The 16,048-nt window shown below is 58.6% G+C and carries 15 protein-coding genes; 7 read left to right on the top strand and 8 right to left on the bottom strand.

Going from position 1 to position 16,048, the window contains the following annotated elements:
- The first annotated feature begins 70 nt into the window (after positions 1-70).
- Together H1B27_RS01995 and H1B27_RS01990 are read left to right on the top strand one after the other, a co-directional pair.
- Positions 71-898 (top strand): type IV toxin-antitoxin system AbiEi family antitoxin domain-containing protein, encoded by an 828-nt coding sequence (locus H1B27_RS01995; RefSeq protein WP_197964811.1) that lies wholly within the window; start codon positions 71-73, stop codon positions 896-898.
- Positions 873-2,288, top strand: coding sequence for a nucleotidyl transferase AbiEii/AbiGii toxin family protein (locus H1B27_RS01990; RefSeq protein ID WP_197964810.1), 1,416 nt, complete (start codon positions 873-875; stop codon positions 2,286-2,288). The genes H1B27_RS01995 and H1B27_RS01990 overlap by 26 nt, the downstream gene beginning before the upstream one ends.
- Before the next feature lie 6 nt (positions 2,289-2,294).
- On the opposite strand, the gene H1B27_RS01985 is transcribed toward H1B27_RS01990, so the two are convergent.
- Together H1B27_RS01985 and H1B27_RS01980 are read right to left on the bottom strand one after the other, a co-directional pair.
- A complete protein-coding gene (locus H1B27_RS01985; protein ID WP_197964809.1) occupies positions 2,295-3,134 on the bottom strand; it encodes a hypothetical protein in 840 nt (279 codons plus the stop codon).
- Positions 3,135-3,506: 372 nt separating this feature from the next.
- Positions 3,507-3,887: a hypothetical protein gene (locus tag H1B27_RS01980; protein ID WP_197964808.1), complete on the bottom strand. Its 381-nt coding sequence runs from the start codon at positions 3,885-3,887 to the stop codon at positions 3,507-3,509.
- A gap of 81 nt (positions 3,888-3,968) precedes the next feature.
- On the opposite strand from H1B27_RS01980, the gene H1B27_RS01975 reads away from it, so the two are divergent.
- From H1B27_RS01975 to H1B27_RS01965, 3 genes are read left to right on the top strand one after another with little or no spacing between them, the layout of a single operon-like run.
- On the top strand, positions 3,969-5,534 hold the full coding sequence (locus tag H1B27_RS01975; RefSeq protein WP_311976922.1) for a recombinase family protein: 1,566 nt from the start codon (positions 3,969-3,971) through the stop codon (positions 5,532-5,534).
- Complete coding sequence (locus H1B27_RS01970) at positions 5,531-6,409, top strand: plasmid partitioning protein RepB C-terminal domain-containing protein (RefSeq protein WP_197964806.1); 879 nt, start codon at positions 5,531-5,533, stop codon at positions 6,407-6,409. The genes H1B27_RS01975 and H1B27_RS01970 overlap by 4 nt, the downstream gene beginning before the upstream one ends.
- Before the next feature lie 2 nt (positions 6,410-6,411).
- A complete protein-coding gene (locus tag H1B27_RS01965) occupies positions 6,412-7,323 on the top strand; it encodes a plasmid partitioning protein RepB C-terminal domain-containing protein (protein WP_197964805.1) in 912 nt (303 codons plus the stop codon).
- A 1,344-nt stretch (positions 7,324-8,667) separates the two neighbouring features.
- Here the strand turns inward: H1B27_RS01965 and H1B27_RS01960 are convergent.
- The 5 genes from H1B27_RS01960 to H1B27_RS01945 all read right to left on the bottom strand — a co-directional run bounded on the left by H1B27_RS01960 (position 8,668) and on the right by H1B27_RS01945 (position 12,000).
- Positions 8,668-9,105 (bottom strand): RidA family protein, encoded by a 438-nt coding sequence (locus tag H1B27_RS01960; RefSeq protein WP_197964804.1) that lies wholly within the window; start codon positions 9,103-9,105, stop codon positions 8,668-8,670.
- A gap of 8 nt (positions 9,106-9,113) precedes the next feature.
- Entirely contained in the window at positions 9,114-9,995 is an 882-nt protein-coding gene (locus H1B27_RS01955) for an NAD(P)-dependent oxidoreductase (RefSeq protein WP_197964803.1), read from the bottom strand.
- Between the two features lie 196 nt (positions 9,996-10,191).
- Positions 10,192-11,190 carry an aldehyde dehydrogenase family protein gene (locus H1B27_RS01950; protein ID WP_311976923.1) on the bottom strand — a complete coding sequence of 333 codons (999 nt, stop codon included), beginning with the start codon at positions 11,188-11,190 and terminating at the stop codon, positions 10,192-10,194.
- A complete protein-coding gene (locus H1B27_RS40760) occupies positions 11,112-11,567 on the bottom strand; it encodes an aldehyde dehydrogenase family protein (RefSeq protein WP_283816920.1) in 456 nt (151 codons plus the stop codon). The genes H1B27_RS01950 and H1B27_RS40760 overlap by 79 nt, the downstream gene beginning before the upstream one ends.
- A gap of 19 nt (positions 11,568-11,586) precedes the next feature.
- Positions 11,587-12,000: a GFA family protein gene (locus tag H1B27_RS01945; protein WP_197964802.1), complete on the bottom strand. Its 414-nt coding sequence runs from the start codon at positions 11,998-12,000 to the stop codon at positions 11,587-11,589.
- A 528-nt stretch (positions 12,001-12,528) separates the two neighbouring features.
- On the opposite strand from H1B27_RS01945, the gene H1B27_RS01940 reads away from it, so the two are divergent.
- Both H1B27_RS01940 and H1B27_RS01935 read left to right on the top strand, forming a co-directional pair.
- Positions 12,529-13,656 carry a zinc-binding dehydrogenase gene (locus tag H1B27_RS01940; protein ID WP_197964801.1) on the top strand — a complete coding sequence of 376 codons (1,128 nt, stop codon included), beginning with the start codon at positions 12,529-12,531 and terminating at the stop codon, positions 13,654-13,656.
- Positions 13,657-13,715: 59 nt separating this feature from the next.
- Positions 13,716-14,732, top strand: coding sequence for a zinc-dependent alcohol dehydrogenase family protein (locus tag H1B27_RS01935; RefSeq protein ID WP_246515115.1), 1,017 nt, complete (start codon positions 13,716-13,718; stop codon positions 14,730-14,732).
- 13 nt (positions 14,733-14,745) lie between these two features.
- Here H1B27_RS01935 and H1B27_RS01930 read toward each other — a convergent pair whose 3' ends face one another.
- On the bottom strand, positions 14,746-15,630 hold the full coding sequence (locus H1B27_RS01930; protein WP_197964800.1) for a LysR family transcriptional regulator: 885 nt from the start codon (positions 15,628-15,630) through the stop codon (positions 14,746-14,748).
- Positions 15,631-16,048: the final 418 nt, after the last annotated feature.

The raw sequence follows: 16,048 nt of genomic DNA, 5'->3' as shown, positions 1-16,048 counted from the left end.
CATGTTGAATTGCGGCCTCTGAGAGTATAGTATACGTGCTGTAATTCGCGTTTTCAGTGAAAATAGACGTATGAAAAGATCTTCCCTCCCTCCAGGTCGCGCGCAGCTCCAGCGTGTGCTCGCGGCTTCAGGCGACGTTATCCAAGTCTCCGATGTGGCAGACGTACTTGGCGCCTCGCGAGTAGAAGCAGCCAAGCGACTTGCGCGCTGGCGGGAGCAAGGTTGGCTGAGCCGGGTCGGGAGGGGCGCTTATGTACCTGCTTCGCTCGTTACGCTCGGCGCGGAACGTGTACTCGATGATGCGTGGGTCCTTGTGCCGGCGCTGTTCTCGCCTGCCTATATCGGCGGCCGCACGGCCGCCGAGCATTGGGATCTCACGGAACAGATTTTCAAGGATATTGTCGTGATCACCGGCCAGGCCATCCGCGTCAGACAGCAACAGCGGCACGGCTTTGATTTTACGCTCAAGCACCTGAAATCCGAGAAAATCTTCGGTACCAAGCCAGTCTGGCGCCATCAGAGCAAAGTGCTGGTCTCCGATGTCCACCGGACCATTATCGACATGCTCGATGACCCAGCCATTGGCGGCGGCATCCAACAGGTTGCGGATTGCTTGAATGCCTATTTCCGGCGGCCCGATCGCGGCGATGCAAAGCTGATCGAGTACGCCGATCGGCTTGGAAATGGTGCTGTCTTCAAGCGCCTCGGCTTTCTGGCCGAACGGCAGGATGGGGGGGCGGCGCTCGTCGAGCAATGCCATGCAAGGCTCACGGCCGGCAATGCCAAGCTTGATCCCGCTTTGGAATGTACGCGACTCATCTCAAGATGGCGGCTGCTTGTTCCCTCGTCCTGGATCACCGGAGGCCTAAACGTTGATCGACAAGCGCGAACTCCTTGATCTCGCCGCACAGGCGTCGCTCACACCGCACGTCATCGAAAAGGACTACGTCCTGGGCTGGATGCTGGCCGGCATCTACGCGCACGAGGAGCTTGCCGAGAAATGGATATTCAAGGGCGGCACCTGCCTCAAGAAATGTTTTTTCGAGACCTATCGCTTCTCCGAAGACCTTGATTTCACGCTTCGCGACGAAGCCCATCTTGACGAAGCGTTTCTCAAGCGCGTTTTCGCCGAGGTCGCAACCTGGGTCTATGAAGAGACCGGCATAGAAATTCCGGCCAATCAGATCGAGTTTGATATCTACCGCAATCCGCGCGGAAATCTCTCCTGCCAGGGCAAGATCAGCTACAAGGGGCCGGTTTCGCCAACTCGGCCCTTGCCGCGCATCAAGCTCGATCTGACCGCAGACGAGCAGGTCGTCCTGCCCCCCGAGACCGTCGAGATATTTCACCCGTATTCCGATGCACCTGACGAGGGCATCGAGGTACTTGCCTACGACTACGTGGAAGCCTTCGCCGAAAAATTCAGGGCTCTGGCCGAACGAACCCGGCCGCGCGATCTCTATGACGTGGTCAATCTTTATCGCAATGCCGACGCGAGGCCCGAGCGCGTGCAGTTCGTCGAGGTGCTGCGCCAGAAATGCACGTTCAAGGGCATCCAACTGCCGCAGCTTGCCGACATCGAGGGGCACCGGCAAGATGTTGAAGCTGGCTGGATAGGCATGCTGAACCATCAGCTTCCGGCGCTGCTTCCCATCACGTCATTCTGGGATGCCTTGCCCGAAATATTTCAGTGGCTGCATGACCAGGTCGCGGTTCCGGTTCTTCCGGCGATGGCCATGGCCGCCAACGCACCACTTATCCAGGAACGCATTATCAGCTTCCCGGCCGGCTCCCACGCCCAGTCCTTTATCGAGACCATTCGTTTCGCGGGTGCAAATCGGTTGGTGGTCGAGATCGACTACCGTGATCAAAAAGGCAACCGGTCGACACGTCCGATCGAGGCTTATTCCCTGCGCCGTTCTAAGGCTGGCGACGTCCTTCTCATGGCCGTTCGTGCCGATGACGGTCAACCGCGCAGCTATCTGATGGACAGCATTCTCGGCGTAACGCCGACGCAACGAACGTTTGCGCCGCGCTATCCGATTGAGCTGACGCCGACCGGATTTCAATCCATTCCACAGACATCTCGATCGACGGGGATACAGACCACCCGGACTTCGCGGCGTCGCCGCACCTCAAGCTCAGGGCCGACTTATGTCTTCCGTTGCACGGTGTGTGGTAAGCTGTTCGAACGCAAGACTCATGACAGTACGCTACGACCGCATAAGAACCGGGCGGGCTACCAATGCTATGGCACTTACGGAACGTATGTCCGCACTAAGTACTGATTTGAGCTACCTAGTTTTGGGCTCGCCTTCGCCCGATTCGTCAAGCAAAGTAGCATCATATTGGATGCATCCAACTTGTTCGAAATGCAATGTTGTTGGCAGTGAGCAAGCCTTACAAGTAACATCGATACCTTCTTTCGCCCGGCTCTGGACGATGTCCTGAAATGCCCCGCAGCGCGGACAATCCCAAGAGAAGCTTCGGGGAATGAAACGAATTTGGCCGCTTTCTTCGCTCTCAACATCATAGGTTTGTCCGCAGTTGCCACACTCCACGGTCCCGCCGGATAGAATGAACTCTCGACGTCGAGCAACGGGGGTTTCACACTCGCAGCAATTGAAATGATAGAAATTTCCAAGATTTCCAATGATCCGGCCGGGAGCCAATATCGCTGAAATTCGATTGTGAATTTCGAGAGCTCTTGCGCGCGCAGGCGCGAAATCAGCTGAGCGAGTGGACTGACGAATTGTAGGAACATGCAGGAAGCTGCCCAGAGCATGGTAGCTGTTGCGCAAGTAGCCGATCGGCAACCTTCGGTCCTCTCCGAGCACCTTCCAGGCGCCCTCCTCCTCAGTTTCGGTGGCGTTCCGTTTCACGCGAAGCTTGTAGCTCGCTTCAGAATTGGGATCGATTGCAAGCAATTCCTTCAGCACCTTGTCGGGTTGCCAGGTCTCTACCGCTCGCAGCGGTACTTCGCTAAGATATTTCTGAAGTAAGCTGTAAGCGTATGCCTCGAGCGATTTGCGCAGTTCCAGGCAAGCATAGACGAGATCATCGTCGTCGCCAGATGCCAAAAGAGCGGCCGATTTTTCGAGATGTTTACGGGTCAGATGCCAGTAGTCGGACATGTGCCAAAACCTGAAGGTGCGCAGCCGATCGAGCGATTCGGTATCCAGCAGTATATCAGCCGTTGTGGAACCGCCGCGCAAAGCCGGCTAGTAGTGATCAACTGTTCAAACTCGTAGGCCACTAGCCGAGCGAATATCCGCTGCAGCATGCCGCGCGCAGAAAGGAAATTGCGGAAGAGTTGGCGTCCAAGGCATTGGAGGTGAGCGGTCGGCAAAGATGCATGATGATCTGTCGTAGCACCGCACGATGGGATGAGCCCTATACATCGATCGTGATTGTGCACGCAGCCGCGGAAAAAGCCGACTAAGCGTTTGGTAGTTCTCGATAAGTCGAAGCTGCTATCTCTGCTAAGGGTTGGCGCTGAAACGCGACTAATTTTGAAGCTCGCCGATGAGTCTAAGCATCTTCAACAAAGTCTTTTTGGAATCCTCAAGCTTCTTCGCAACGATCAAATCGCTGCGTCCCGACATTCGCAAGACGGCCTCAAGAACCTCATCCGATGTTCGAACGAGATCTACGAGATGACGGCCCGTTGGGCCATTCTTGGCTGAAAACCAATTCTTGACGGCGCGCTCATTGGCTTTCGTGAGTGCCACGACAGTCTTAACGGCGGCGTGCGTGCCGCCAAATTCCTTATGAAGAGCCTCTGCGATCGTCTGCGCAAATGCGGCGCTTCCAATGTCGTTCACTTGAATTGGATAAGAGTTTACGGGAATTGCCTGAATCTTTCGGTCCTTTTTTGGAGGCGACATTCCTGCTCTCCCTTGGGTACGCTTGACTATCCCCGAGGCTCAACCCGAATTTAGGTTGATCAATGACCGAGTAGTTCTTCCGTGCGACGTGCGAGACAAGCAAACGCCGAAGAGCCAACCAAAGGCCCGGCACGGGCCGCGCAATACGTGCGCATGTCCACGGACCATCAGAAATATTCGACCGAGAACCAGAAGGACGCAATCGCGGCCTATGCGGCGCGCCACAATCTCACGATTGTTCGAACCTACGAGGACGCGGGACGCAGCGGGTTGCGTATCGAAGGGCGCGATGCCCTTAAGCAACTCCTTGAAGATGTTCGGAATCGTCACGCGGACTACACCGTTATCCTGGTCTACGATGTGAGCCGCTGGGGACGATTTCCGGACGCCGACGAAAGCGCATACTACGAATATTCCTGCAAGGAGGCAGGCATCCAGGTTCGATATTGCGTTGAGCAGTTTGAAAATGACGGGAGCCTGTCGTCCACCATCATCAAGAGCATGAAGCGGGCGATGGCAGGGGAGTATAGCCGGGAGCTCTCGGCCAAGGTTTTCGCCGGCCAGTGCCGCCTCATTGGGCTCGGCTTCAGGCAAGGTGGTTCCCCGGGGTACGGGTTGCGCCGCCAACTGATCGACGAACACCGCGTTCCCAAGGCCGATCTTTCGCGCGGCGAATACAAGAGCTTGCAGACTGACCGGGTCATCCTGAAGCCCGGGCCGCTGCACGAAGTTGGTGTCGTGCAACGAATCTATCGGTGCTTCGTTCTGCAGCTCAAAACAGAAGTCGAGATTGCCGCGATGCTCAATGTGGAGGGCATCCCAAATGAGTTTGGTCGCCCCTGGACTCGAGGGACGATCCACCAGATCCTCACGAACGAGAAGTACGTCGGGAACAACATCTACAATCGGGTCTCGTTCAAGCTGAAGCAGAAGCGGGTCATAAACCCGCCGGAGATGTGGGTTCGGGCGGATCACGTGTTCGATGCGGTGATCGACAGCGACTTCTTTCTGGCCGCCAAACGGATCATCGACGAGCGAAGCAAGCGGCTGACCGATGAAGAAATGCTGGAGCGGTTGACGAGCCTTTTGAAGCAGAAAGGACATCTCTCGGGCCTTGTGATCGACGAAGGCGATGAGATGCCATCGAGTTCCGTCTATCGAACGCGGTTTGGAAGTCTGGTTCGGGCCTATCAACTTGTTGGCTACGATCCCGGGCGCGATTACCAGTATATCGAGACGAACCGGGCGCTTCGCACCATGTTTCCTGAAGTGCTCGAGAAGACACTGGCTGGGATACGGGAAGGCGGCGGTACAGTCGAATTCGACGAGTTGACGGACATCCTGAGGATCAACGGCGAGTTCACGGCTTCGATTGTCATCGCGCGCTGCCTGCACACGCAGGCCGGGTTTCTGCGTTGGAAGCTGAGGCTCGACACGAGTCTGCGACCCGATATTACGATCGCCATACGCATGGATGGAGAGAACAAGGATATTCTCGATTATTACCTTCTACCCAGCATTGACATGTCAACGGATCGGCTGAGGCTCGCTGAAGAAAACGGCATCTATCTGGATGCGTATCGTTTCGACGATCTCGATACGTTCTTCGGCCTCAGCGCACGTAACGAGCTAGGGGTTGCCGCATGACTGAAAATATCGCGCCCAAAATCGTCAAGGTTCCTGTTGCCGACATCAAGGTCATCAATCCTCGGTCGCGCAACAAGCGAATATTTGGTGAGCTTGTGACGAGCATTGCGCATCTTGGTCTCAAGAAGCCTATCACCGTCAGTCGCCGCAATGGCCACGGATTTGATCTCGTCTGCGGTCAGGGCCGCCTGGAGGCCTTTATCGCACTTGGACAGAAAGACATTCCGGCAATTGTTATCGAGGCCTCCGAAGAGGACTGCTTTGTCATGAGTCTGGTCGAGAACCTCGCGCGACGGCACCATTCGCCGATGGAGCTGGTCTCCGAGATCGGGAGTCTCAAGAAGCGAGGCTATTCAACGACGCAAATCGCGGCCAAGATCGATTTCTCCCCGGAGTACGTCTACGCGATTTGTACTCTGTTGGACAATGGGGAGCAGCGGCTGCTGGCCGCAGTGGACAAGGGAATCATCCCGCATACTATTGCTATGGAGATTGCGAAAGCAAAAGAGGGCGACGTTCAGAAGGCTCTTGCTGAGGCTTACGAAGCCAATGCCATCCCCGGCAATCAGGTATTGACGATTCGCAAGATTATCGAACAGCGCAATTTGCTCGGAAAAAGCAATGCTCCGAAAGGGCCGCGGCATCAGGCCAAGCGCGTAACGTCGGGGGCACTTGTGCGGGCTTACCGCAAAGAGGCAGATCGGCAAAAGCTGCTTGTCAAGAAGGCCGGCCTCGCTCAGGGACGCCTGTTGTTTGTTGTCAATGCACTGCGAATGCTGATGGGCGAGGCGATGTTTGTGAGACTGTTGCGGACGGAAGAATTGCATACGCTGCCGCGACCTATTGCGGAGCGTCTTCATGGCGCCGGAGGCTAGCGATGGACAATGTCGAGGTGAAGATTGCCTTTGAGGAGGGCATTGTCGTTGTTCCGTTTGAGGCGATTCTGCCACTCAAGCAGGTCTCTGAAGAGACAAAGAAGCTCGTCCGATACAAGCGGGTTGCCCAGTCGATTGCTGAAGTCGGTCTGATCGAGCCCCTGGTTGTCTCAAGGCAACCCGACGAGAACGGAAAGCATCTGCTGCTGGACGGCCATTGGCGCCGAGCGGCGCTACTGGATCGTGGCGAGACGAGCGCTCGCTGCATTTTGGCGCATGATGACGAAACCTTCACCTATAACAAGCGCATCAATCACCTCGCGACGATTCAGGAATATTTCATGATCGTACGTGCGCTTGCGCGCGGTGTGTCGGAAGAGAAGTTGGCCAAAGCGCTCGATGTCAACATTGGTCACATCAAGCGGCGGCGGGCGATGCTGGATGGGATCAGCCCGGAAGTAATCGAGATGCTGAAGGACAAGATGGTCAGCACTGTGACGTTTGACGCCCTCCGTCGGATGGGCTCCATGCGCCAAGTCGAGGTCGCCGAATTGATGCTGTCAGCTTCAAACTTTACGATTGGGTATGCTCGGGCTCTGCTGGCGGCAACCAAGCAGGCCGACTTAGCCAAGCCTGAACGGGTGAAAAGGATTGACGGGATGACGCCCGAGCAGATCGCGCGCATGGAGCGCGAGATGAGCGTGCTTCAGCAAGACTTCAAAGCTGTGGAAACCTCATACGGTGAGGATGTTCTGCATCTCGTGATTGCTTGCGGTTACGTCTCCAAGCTGATCGGCAACAAGAAGGTGGAGCGCTATCTCGACCAGAACCACCCGGAGATCCTTGAGGAGTTCAAGTCGATCGTGTCTGTGACTTCGCTGGACAACCCGGTGCCGGAGGCTGTGGCGCATTGAAGCGGCGACGAAACCAGCGAGCCGCTGCGCCCTTCTTCTATTCACGCCGCCGGGTTCGGTCCTGTCGTCCCATCGCGACGCTGTTATCCAGTCCAACCGTAGTCGTAATAGATATAGTCGCAACCGCGGCCATTCTGATGCATACCTCCGATGCCGAGAAAAAGATCGACGGCCCAATTGGAACATGCGCTCAACGGCATGCCAATTGTCTAGCGCGTGATCAGGAATTCCATCGAGAAAGTGACCAGACCGCGTATCGGTCATGTAGACGCTGATCATCATCTGCATGTGTCGATGATGCGTTGGGCACAACCAGACGAATTCGTGGATCGGCTTCTCGATCCCCAGTTCGAACTGGACGTTGAGAGGTATGGAATGGTGTGCGTGCACGAACTCGGCGTGCTGGTGACAAACCGCACAAGGTTGAGCTCGCAGTGGCGCAACCGATCGGAATTCGTTACGTGCAGCGCGCAGCCACTCCGACCGCTGTCTCTTGAACGCGGCGACCCAGTCTTCATCATAGGTGCGCTGGAGAATTGCCAAAGCTGCCGTCCGCTCCGGCGAGCGCGGCTCGCCATAACGGTCGTGCCGCAATAGAAGATAGGGGATCGGCTCGTCCTTCGGCTTCAGAAACCGAAACTTTGGCTGCAGGCCCAATTCGCCGCGTGCTCGAAGGCGGGCGCGGCCATCCCCACACGGCTCCTTCATATAGGGCGATCGGGCGCTGCTGACCGCTCGCGGCTATGTCCTCCTTGAGCCGATCGTAGACAGGTGTACCCATCTCCGGGAACGCCGCAGTAAGCGCGTGAATGCGATACATGGAGTAACCCTGGTTGGCTGATGGTTCGTATCTTGGGGCGATCGACGCACCTGAGTCGTGAGGTCAGATTACCATCATCTGACGATCGCTGCCCCAGCTGACTGACAGACATTTCCAACGATTCCGCCTCGATTCCCAATCCTTCCTGTGCAGCGGATCGATCGCTTTCGGTACACCTGAATCTCCTCAACTTGAACCAAGGACATACCCATGACAGTCATCACCATATCTGACTACGCGCCCAGCAAGTCATAAGGGTCTTTTCGAGGCGGGGACGTCGGTGGTTCGCGTCACTCAATATCGCCAGTCCCCTTGCTTAGTTTCCTCTCGATCGCGAGACTTAGTCGTCCCTCGCCGAATATCGTAGAAAATCGCAAAATATCGTAGCTTTGGTGCCCAGGGAGGGAATCATACGCAACCACCGACACGACGAGCCGCTGTTGGCCTCCCTTTGCTGCGGTGGCCTTTGTAGCCGCCGCTTCGACCGTTTTGCCACGCTCGCACTTTCGTCGCCGTTGGCAGACCTAGGTCCCCTCCACCGCCGGCAGCCAAGCCACGGCTTCGGCCTCGAACAGGAATTCAGGTCGGAATAGCGCGGAGACCTCGACGGTCGTGCTGGCGGGAACGCCAGGTCCGGGCGCGATGAAGCCGTCGCGGACTTCGCGGAGCACGGGCAAGTTCTTCATGTCGGTAAGAAACATGGACAACTTGATGATGCTGCCGACGGTGCCTCCGCGTGACTCGATAGCAGCAATAAGGTTGCGGAATGCTTGCTCCGTTTGCTGCCTGAAATCGCCGTTGCCCACCAGTTCGCCACTGACGTTCAGGCCAACCTGACCGGCGACGAAGATCAGCCGGCCGGGGCCGACCTCGACCAGTTGGCTGTAGCCCGGCGGAGTCAGGAGCGTCTTCGGATTGTCGTGAATCGGACTCTGTAAGCTCATAGTACTCTCCATGATCATGCAGGTGTTTAGGCAAGTCCGGCGTCGCGGCGCACAGCAAGCGCAACGCTGGTCCAGTCGATGTCCGCGCCTTCCTGAGCGATCGCCGAGCGGAGATGGTCGCGCACGACACCGAGCAGCGGCATCGGGACATTATTGGCGGCCGCAGCGCTGTCGAGAAGGTTCATGTCCTCCTTAAGGCCAAGCGGCGCGGTGAAGCCAGCGGGCTTAAAGCGATCTTCGACGAGGATTTCACCGTAGGTGTGATAGACGGACGCGTCGAACAGCGTTCCGGTCAGCACGTCGAGCAGTGCTTTTCGCTCCACGCCGCCCTTCTCGGCGACGGTCATGGCTTCGGCCATCGCTTCGATTGCGGACATGATCATGAAGTTGCCGCTGAGCTTCACCAGATTGGCCGCCGACGGCCTATCTCCCACGCGGAAGACGCGCTGTCCGATCGCTTGGAGGAGCGGTTCGCAGCGATCGAGTTCGTTGGAGCCACCCGCTACGACAACGAACAGCTTTGCTGCCGCTGCTGCCGCCGGGCGGCCGAACACGCATGCCGAGACATAGCCGCCCCTAGAGCCTTGATCTCGGGCGAGGCGGTCGGCGAGGTCGATGCTAATCGTACTCAGGGAGACGTGGAGTGCGGGAGCATCGAGAATGCCCTCCTCGCCATAGACAATCGCCTCGACAGCGTGATCGTCCGAGACCGATGACATGATGACTTCGCCACCGGCGGCCTCCGCGGGCGTTGCGGCGACGCGGGCGCCGGCCTGGACGAGAGACGCCGCCGGCGGGGACGATTGGTCCAGCGAGCGGCTCCAGATGGTAACGTCGTGGCCAGCCTTCACCAGATTGGCCGCCATCGCGCTGCCCATGCGACCGAGACCGACGAACCCAATTTTCAAGGCAACCTCCTTCGATTCGGCTGAACGCACGGAGAGTTTATCTATCGAAACGATTCCATAGACGACCGTTCCTTACGGACACGACATGGTGAGATGGTGAGGCGATTGCCAAATGGGATGGTGGAAGAAAGCCGCGTCCGCCAAGGCTGCCGCGTGACCTCCTTGGCGGGTACGTTGGTTTACCGATTCACCGGTCTCAAGCGATTTCGCTGACCTTGATCAGCTTGTGGTTCAGGAATTCGCCAATGCCCAATTCCGAGAGCTCGCGGCCGAAACCGGAATTCTTGACACCGCCGAAGGGCGTTTCCGGCGCATCCATGAAGCAAGTATTGATGTACACCATGCCGGTGTCGATCTGCGCCGCGACCTCTTGAGCGTGCTTGATGTCGGCATCGAAGACATAGCTGCCAAGCCCGAACTTCGTGGCATTGGCCAGCTTAATCGCTTCTTCCTCGCTGTTGACGATGTAAAAGGAGAGCACCGGTCCGAACGCCTCCTGATTGAACAAAGGATTGTCGGGTGTGATGTTGGTGAGAATCGTCGGCTCAAGGAAGAAGCCGGGCCGATCGACACGCTTACCGCCGAAGACGACCTGCGCGCCAGCCGCCGTCGCGGCATCGATCTGCTTCACCAGCGTCTCCAGCGCGCGTTCACTCACGACCGGACCGATGTTGGTCGCTTCGTCGGTCGGATCGCCGACCTTGATCGCTGCGAACCGCTCCTTAAGGTTGACCAGCATCTGCTCGCCGCGGTCCTTACCGACCACGATCACGCGCTTGATGTTGACGCAGCCCTGGCCGGAATTGAATGTCCTGCCCATTACCACCTGCTCGGCCGCATAGTCGAGCGGGGCGCCTGGTAGAATGAGCGCGGGATCGCTGCTGCCCAGTTCGAGGATGACCTTTTTGAGATTGCGGCCGGCTCGCTCGCCGACCGAAATACCGGCGCGGTCACTGCCGGTCAGCGCTACGCCACGAACGCGGAAGTCATCGATCAAGCCACCGACTTGCTCCACGCTGCAGAAGAGATTGGTGTAGGCTCCTGCGGGAACGCCGGCCTCCTCGAACAGCCGTGCGAAAGCGAGTGCGCACTGTGGAACGTTCGGCGCATGCTTCATCAGCACAACATTGCCGGCAACAAGCTGGGGGCCGGCCACACGAGCGAGTTGATAATACGGGAAATTCCAGGGCTCAATCGCGAGTATGACGCCGGTCGGCTCGGCGAAGACAGTGGCGCCGGAGCATCGGGCAGCCTCTTAGGTGCCAGGAAGTGCTCCGCGTTCTTGGCGTAATAGGCGAGAATGTCGGCCGCGAGATCGACTTCCATATAGCCGAACCGAGTCACTTTGCCCATTTCGAGGGTGAGATACCCCTGATATTCGTCTCGCTTCTCGCGCAGGATTTCGGCCGCGCGACCGACGATCCGGGCACGCGCGGCAACCGACCGCTTGCGCCAGTCGTCATGGAAGCAGCGATCTGCGGTCTCAAGCGCGGCGAAAACTTCGCTGTCCGTGAGGAATGGAAATTCCGGTCCCGCTTCGCCGGTCGCTGGATTGATCGTCTGGAATGTCATGGTTTGCTCCTTAGGATGGCTAGGCGTTTGGTGGGGTTCGTGTGAAGCGCGGCGCCCGTTCAACAGGCGTGAACCAGCCAACCGCGTGATCCGTGTAGATCTCGACCTGTGGATGGACCGCTTCCATGCTGTCGAGCGATCCGGCCTTCACGATCGCCACCGAGGGCATGTTTTCGCTTCTGGTCAGGATCGGGGAGCCGCATCTCGGGCAGAAATGCCGATAGGAGGGCAAGCCGCTATCGCCATGGTCGACGAAGAAGGCGGTCTCGCCGCGCAGTTCGACATCGTTTTCCTGCATGAGCAGGTTGACCGAAAACGCACTGCCGCTCTGCTTCTGGCAATGCGTACAATGGCAAATCACGATGCCCCGCGGCTCGCCCTTGAGGACGTAGCGCACGGCCCCGCACAAACATCCGCCTTCCTGATCTCGCACGGTCTTTATCCCTCACTTTTCCGGGTTATCGAAAACGTTTTCGTACGTGAGGTTCAATAGATGCTATGTCAAGAGGAAGGAACCTTGTTTAGGCCCGGCCGGATCCGCTTCCAAAGGCGCCATGGGAAGGGCGCGGGATCACCTCAGGCGGGCACACCTCCTGCAGTCCTTCGGGCAAGCGGCCGTCCAAGGCGACGAGCAATTCGATCATCCTGCACAGCTACTTCGAATGTGGCGTGGAAAAGGTGGTCAGCGGCGGATTGAGAGTCCGATGTTGTCACAGCCGATGATCGCACGTCCCCCAGCGGACGCGTGCGTTTCGACCGCTGCCCACTGCTTCATCCGCTTCCCGTTACGGGGCCGCCATCGTCATACAACTATTATCGCTATTTCGAAATCGTTTTCGATCTTTGCTCCGGTCATTGAGTTCGATTGTAGCCGCTCGGGAGACAGAGTGTCGCTTTTACGGCCGTTTATGAAGGTCAGCGCGAAGACCATATGCGCGGAATCGGAAAAGTGAGGTGGAATATGGGCTGGGCTGGGCGCGAACTACGGTCAACCATCGGCAGGAGCGGCAAGCTGGTCCTCTCGATCCAGAACATCGAGCGAGACGATCCGGGGGATGACGAGATCATCGTCCGCGTCGAAGCGACTCCGATCAATCCGAGCGACATCGGTCTTCTGCTCGGCCCTGCGGATGTCTCCGACATCGCCGTGTCTGGAAGCGCCGCCGAGCCGGAGCTGACGTTCAAGGTGCCCGAAGCGCGCCTAGCCGGCGTCAAGGTGCGATTGGGCCAATCGCTGGCCGTTGGCAACGAAGGCGCGGGCACGGTCGTAGCGGCTGGTCGGAACGCGACCGCGCTCATCGGTAAGCGTGTCGGCATGTTCGGTGGCGCCATGTACGCCGACTATCGCCGCATCCGCGCCGAAGACGTCATCCCCCTTCCTGAGGGAGCCAGTGCCGCGGACGGCGCGTCGATGTTCATCAATCCCCTCACAGCGCTCGGCTTTGTCGAGACCGCCCGCAGCGAAGGCCACAAGGCGATCGTTCACACGCCGGCCGCATCCAACCTCGGCCAGATCCTGCAGCGCATCTGCGTCGTCGACGGCATACCCCTCGTCAACATCGTGCGCTCCGAACAGCAGGCAGCCTTGCTGCACGGGATCGGCGCGACATACGTCCTGAACAGCAAGGATGACGATTTTAACAATCGCCTGACCGACGCGATCGCCGAGACCGACGCGACCATCGCGTTCGACGCGATCGGCGGCGGCTCGCTCGGCAGCGACATCCTGCAGGCGATGGAGCGTGCGGCGGTCCAGAAAATGCCCGCTTTCGATCGCTACGGCTCGACAGTCTTCAAGCAGCTCTATGTCTACGGCGGTCTCGATAACGCGCCGACCATGCTGAACCGCGCCACCTTCGGCTATGCCTGGAGCGTGTCGGCGTGGTTGGTCTTCCACTACCTGCGCAAAATCGATGCGGCCACGCTGGCACGTCTCCGCCAGCGCGTGCTGGATGAACTCACGACGACTTTCGCCAGCCATTACACGCGCACCATCGGCCTTGCAGAAGTTCTGCAGCCTGAAATGGTGCGCGCTTTCGAACGTAAGGCGACGGGCGAGAAGTTCCTGATCGACCCGAGCCGAGGCTGACGGGCCCCAAGCCATTCATCACGCGAGCAAGGCCCCGTCTTCCGGCATGGAGAATGAGAATGTCTGAACTGGTGAAAATCGTGCGCTTCCATGAAACGGGCAGCGCGGACGTGTTGCGGATCGACAAGGTTCCGCTGCCGGAGCCCGGTCCCGGCGAGGTGCGCCTTCGCGTCAAGGCAATCGGCCTGAACCGTGCCGAGATGATGTTCCGCGAGGGCCAGTATTTCCTGCAACCGAACTTCCCGTCGAAGCTCGGCTACGAGGCGTCGGGCATCGTCGAGGCGGTCGGCCAGGGCGTCGATGCGAACCTCGTCGGAAAGGTGCGCTCGACGGTGCCGGCCTTCCCGCTCAATCAGTACGGCGTCTATGGCGAAGTGGCGATCGTGCCGGCCGGCGCGCTCGCGGCTTACCCGGAGCATCTGTCCTTCGAGCAAGGCACCAGCATCTGGATGCAGTACATTACCACCTATGGCGCGATCGTGCATAATGGGCACGTCGCCAAGGGCGACTATGTCGTCTTGACCGCGGCGACCAGTTCGATCGGCATCGCCGCGACCCAGATCGTTAAGGCCGAGGGTGGCATCGTGATCGCGACCACGCGTGGCGCTGATAAGCGAGACGAACTCCTTGCCGGCGGCGCCGACCATGTGATCGTGACCGACGAAGAAAAGGATATCGCCGTGCGCATTCTGGAAATCACGAAGGGCGTCGGTGCGAAGATCGTGTTCGACGCCGTCGCTGGTTCGGGCATCCTCGAACTCGCCAAGGCTACAGCGCGCGACGGGCTCATCATGATCTACGGCAACTTGGCCCCCGAGCCGACGCCGTTTCCGATCTACGAAGCGTGGGGCCAGGGCGCGCAAGGCAAGCCCTTCAAAATGATGGGCTACACGATGTTCTCGATCACTGGTGATCCCAAAGCGCTCAAGAGCGCCGAGCGCTACGTCTATGAGAAGCTCGACAGCGGCCAGTTGAAGCCGCGCATCGACCGCACGTTCCCGTTCGCCGAGATTGCGGATGCGCATCGCTACATGGAAAAGGGCCAACAGGTCGGAAAGATCGTGATCACGCTCTGAGCCCATCGGGGCATCAGGAATCCGCCCGCAGTACCGCGCTCAGATGTTCGAGCACGACGCGCGTTTTGAGCGGCATGCGGCGACCGACCGGGATGAGAGCGTGGACCGGCAGGCCAGGCGCCTTGAGCGATGGCAGCACCGGAACCAAGTCACCAGCAGCAACGAACGGAGCTGCAACCCGGTCGAAGAGCTGGCCAATCCCGAGGCCTGCGCGGATCGCTTCGATCATTGTTCGGCCGTCGTGAGCCGCCACCGTCGTTCGAGGCAGGAACTCGACGATCTGGTCGCGGCTCTCGACCGACCACTGTCGTAGTTGGCCTGCATCAGTGCGATAGAGGACGCCGTCCTGCTCGTGCAGGTCGGCGACCGAGCGGATCGGCGGCCGCTCCTTGAGATAATGGGGCGAAGAAAAGAGCCCGTATCTTACATCGCAGAGCTTTCGAACGACCATGTCCCCCATCGCGGGCAGAACTCCGATGCGCACGACGATATCCCATCCGTCGCTTACCGGATCGCTCTGACGGTCAGTTAACGATAGTTCGAGTGTGACCTTGGGATGTCGCGCGCGTAGTTCTGACAAACTCGGCATGATCGCCATGCCCAGGCTGGCGGCGATATCAAGTCGAACGCGACCGACCGGTTCGTCCCGACGAGTCGCCAGCACGGTCTCAGCTTCCGCGAGGCCGGCGATTGCGGCGCGCGCGGCCTGGAAGTAGATCTGGCCGTCCTCGGTGAGGCGCACGGCGCGGGTCGTGCGTTGGAAGAGCTTCGCGCCCAACCGCGCTTCCAGTCGCTGGACGGCTTTCCCAACGTTTGATTTGCTGGTCGCCAGCTGCGAGGCGGCGCGCGTGAAGCTGCCGTTCTGCGCGACAGCCACGAATATCGCGATGTCCTGCATCGAAGGAAAACTCCTTGATCATTGTCTCCCATTTAGATGCAAACCCGTAAAAGGTCGCCTTATTTTCTCGCATTGGGCTCCAATTGTCCGCTGCTCGGACTTCTCATGCGCTGCCTGCAGTGTCTCGGCGACCCCGACATTGGTCAGGCCAATCTCGCTTGGTGGAATGGGCGCAAACACCATTAGGCTTTGGCGTTCGGGTGCGTTTATGAAATCATCGATAAAGAGCCCGTGCGTCTGAGGTCTTGTCGGGCACGCGCGACGCCGTTGATCACCGTGTTCGGGTGGGCTGTATACAGGCCGCACCGTTTCGCCCCGCGATGTCCGTAGACCACTCGTCAATGACAAGGTTGGCCGCACGGCTTTTGAATTAGATCATCGCTCCGCTGACTCGGGCTAAGTGCGCAATAATGAGGTC

This window comes from Bradyrhizobium diversitatis (assembly GCF_016031635.1).
Classification (GTDB): Bacteria; Pseudomonadota; Alphaproteobacteria; order Rhizobiales; family Xanthobacteraceae; genus Bradyrhizobium; species Bradyrhizobium diversitatis.
The sequence above is the reverse complement of the archived record's forward strand: the minus strand, read 5'-3'. Positions and strand labels throughout refer to the sequence as shown.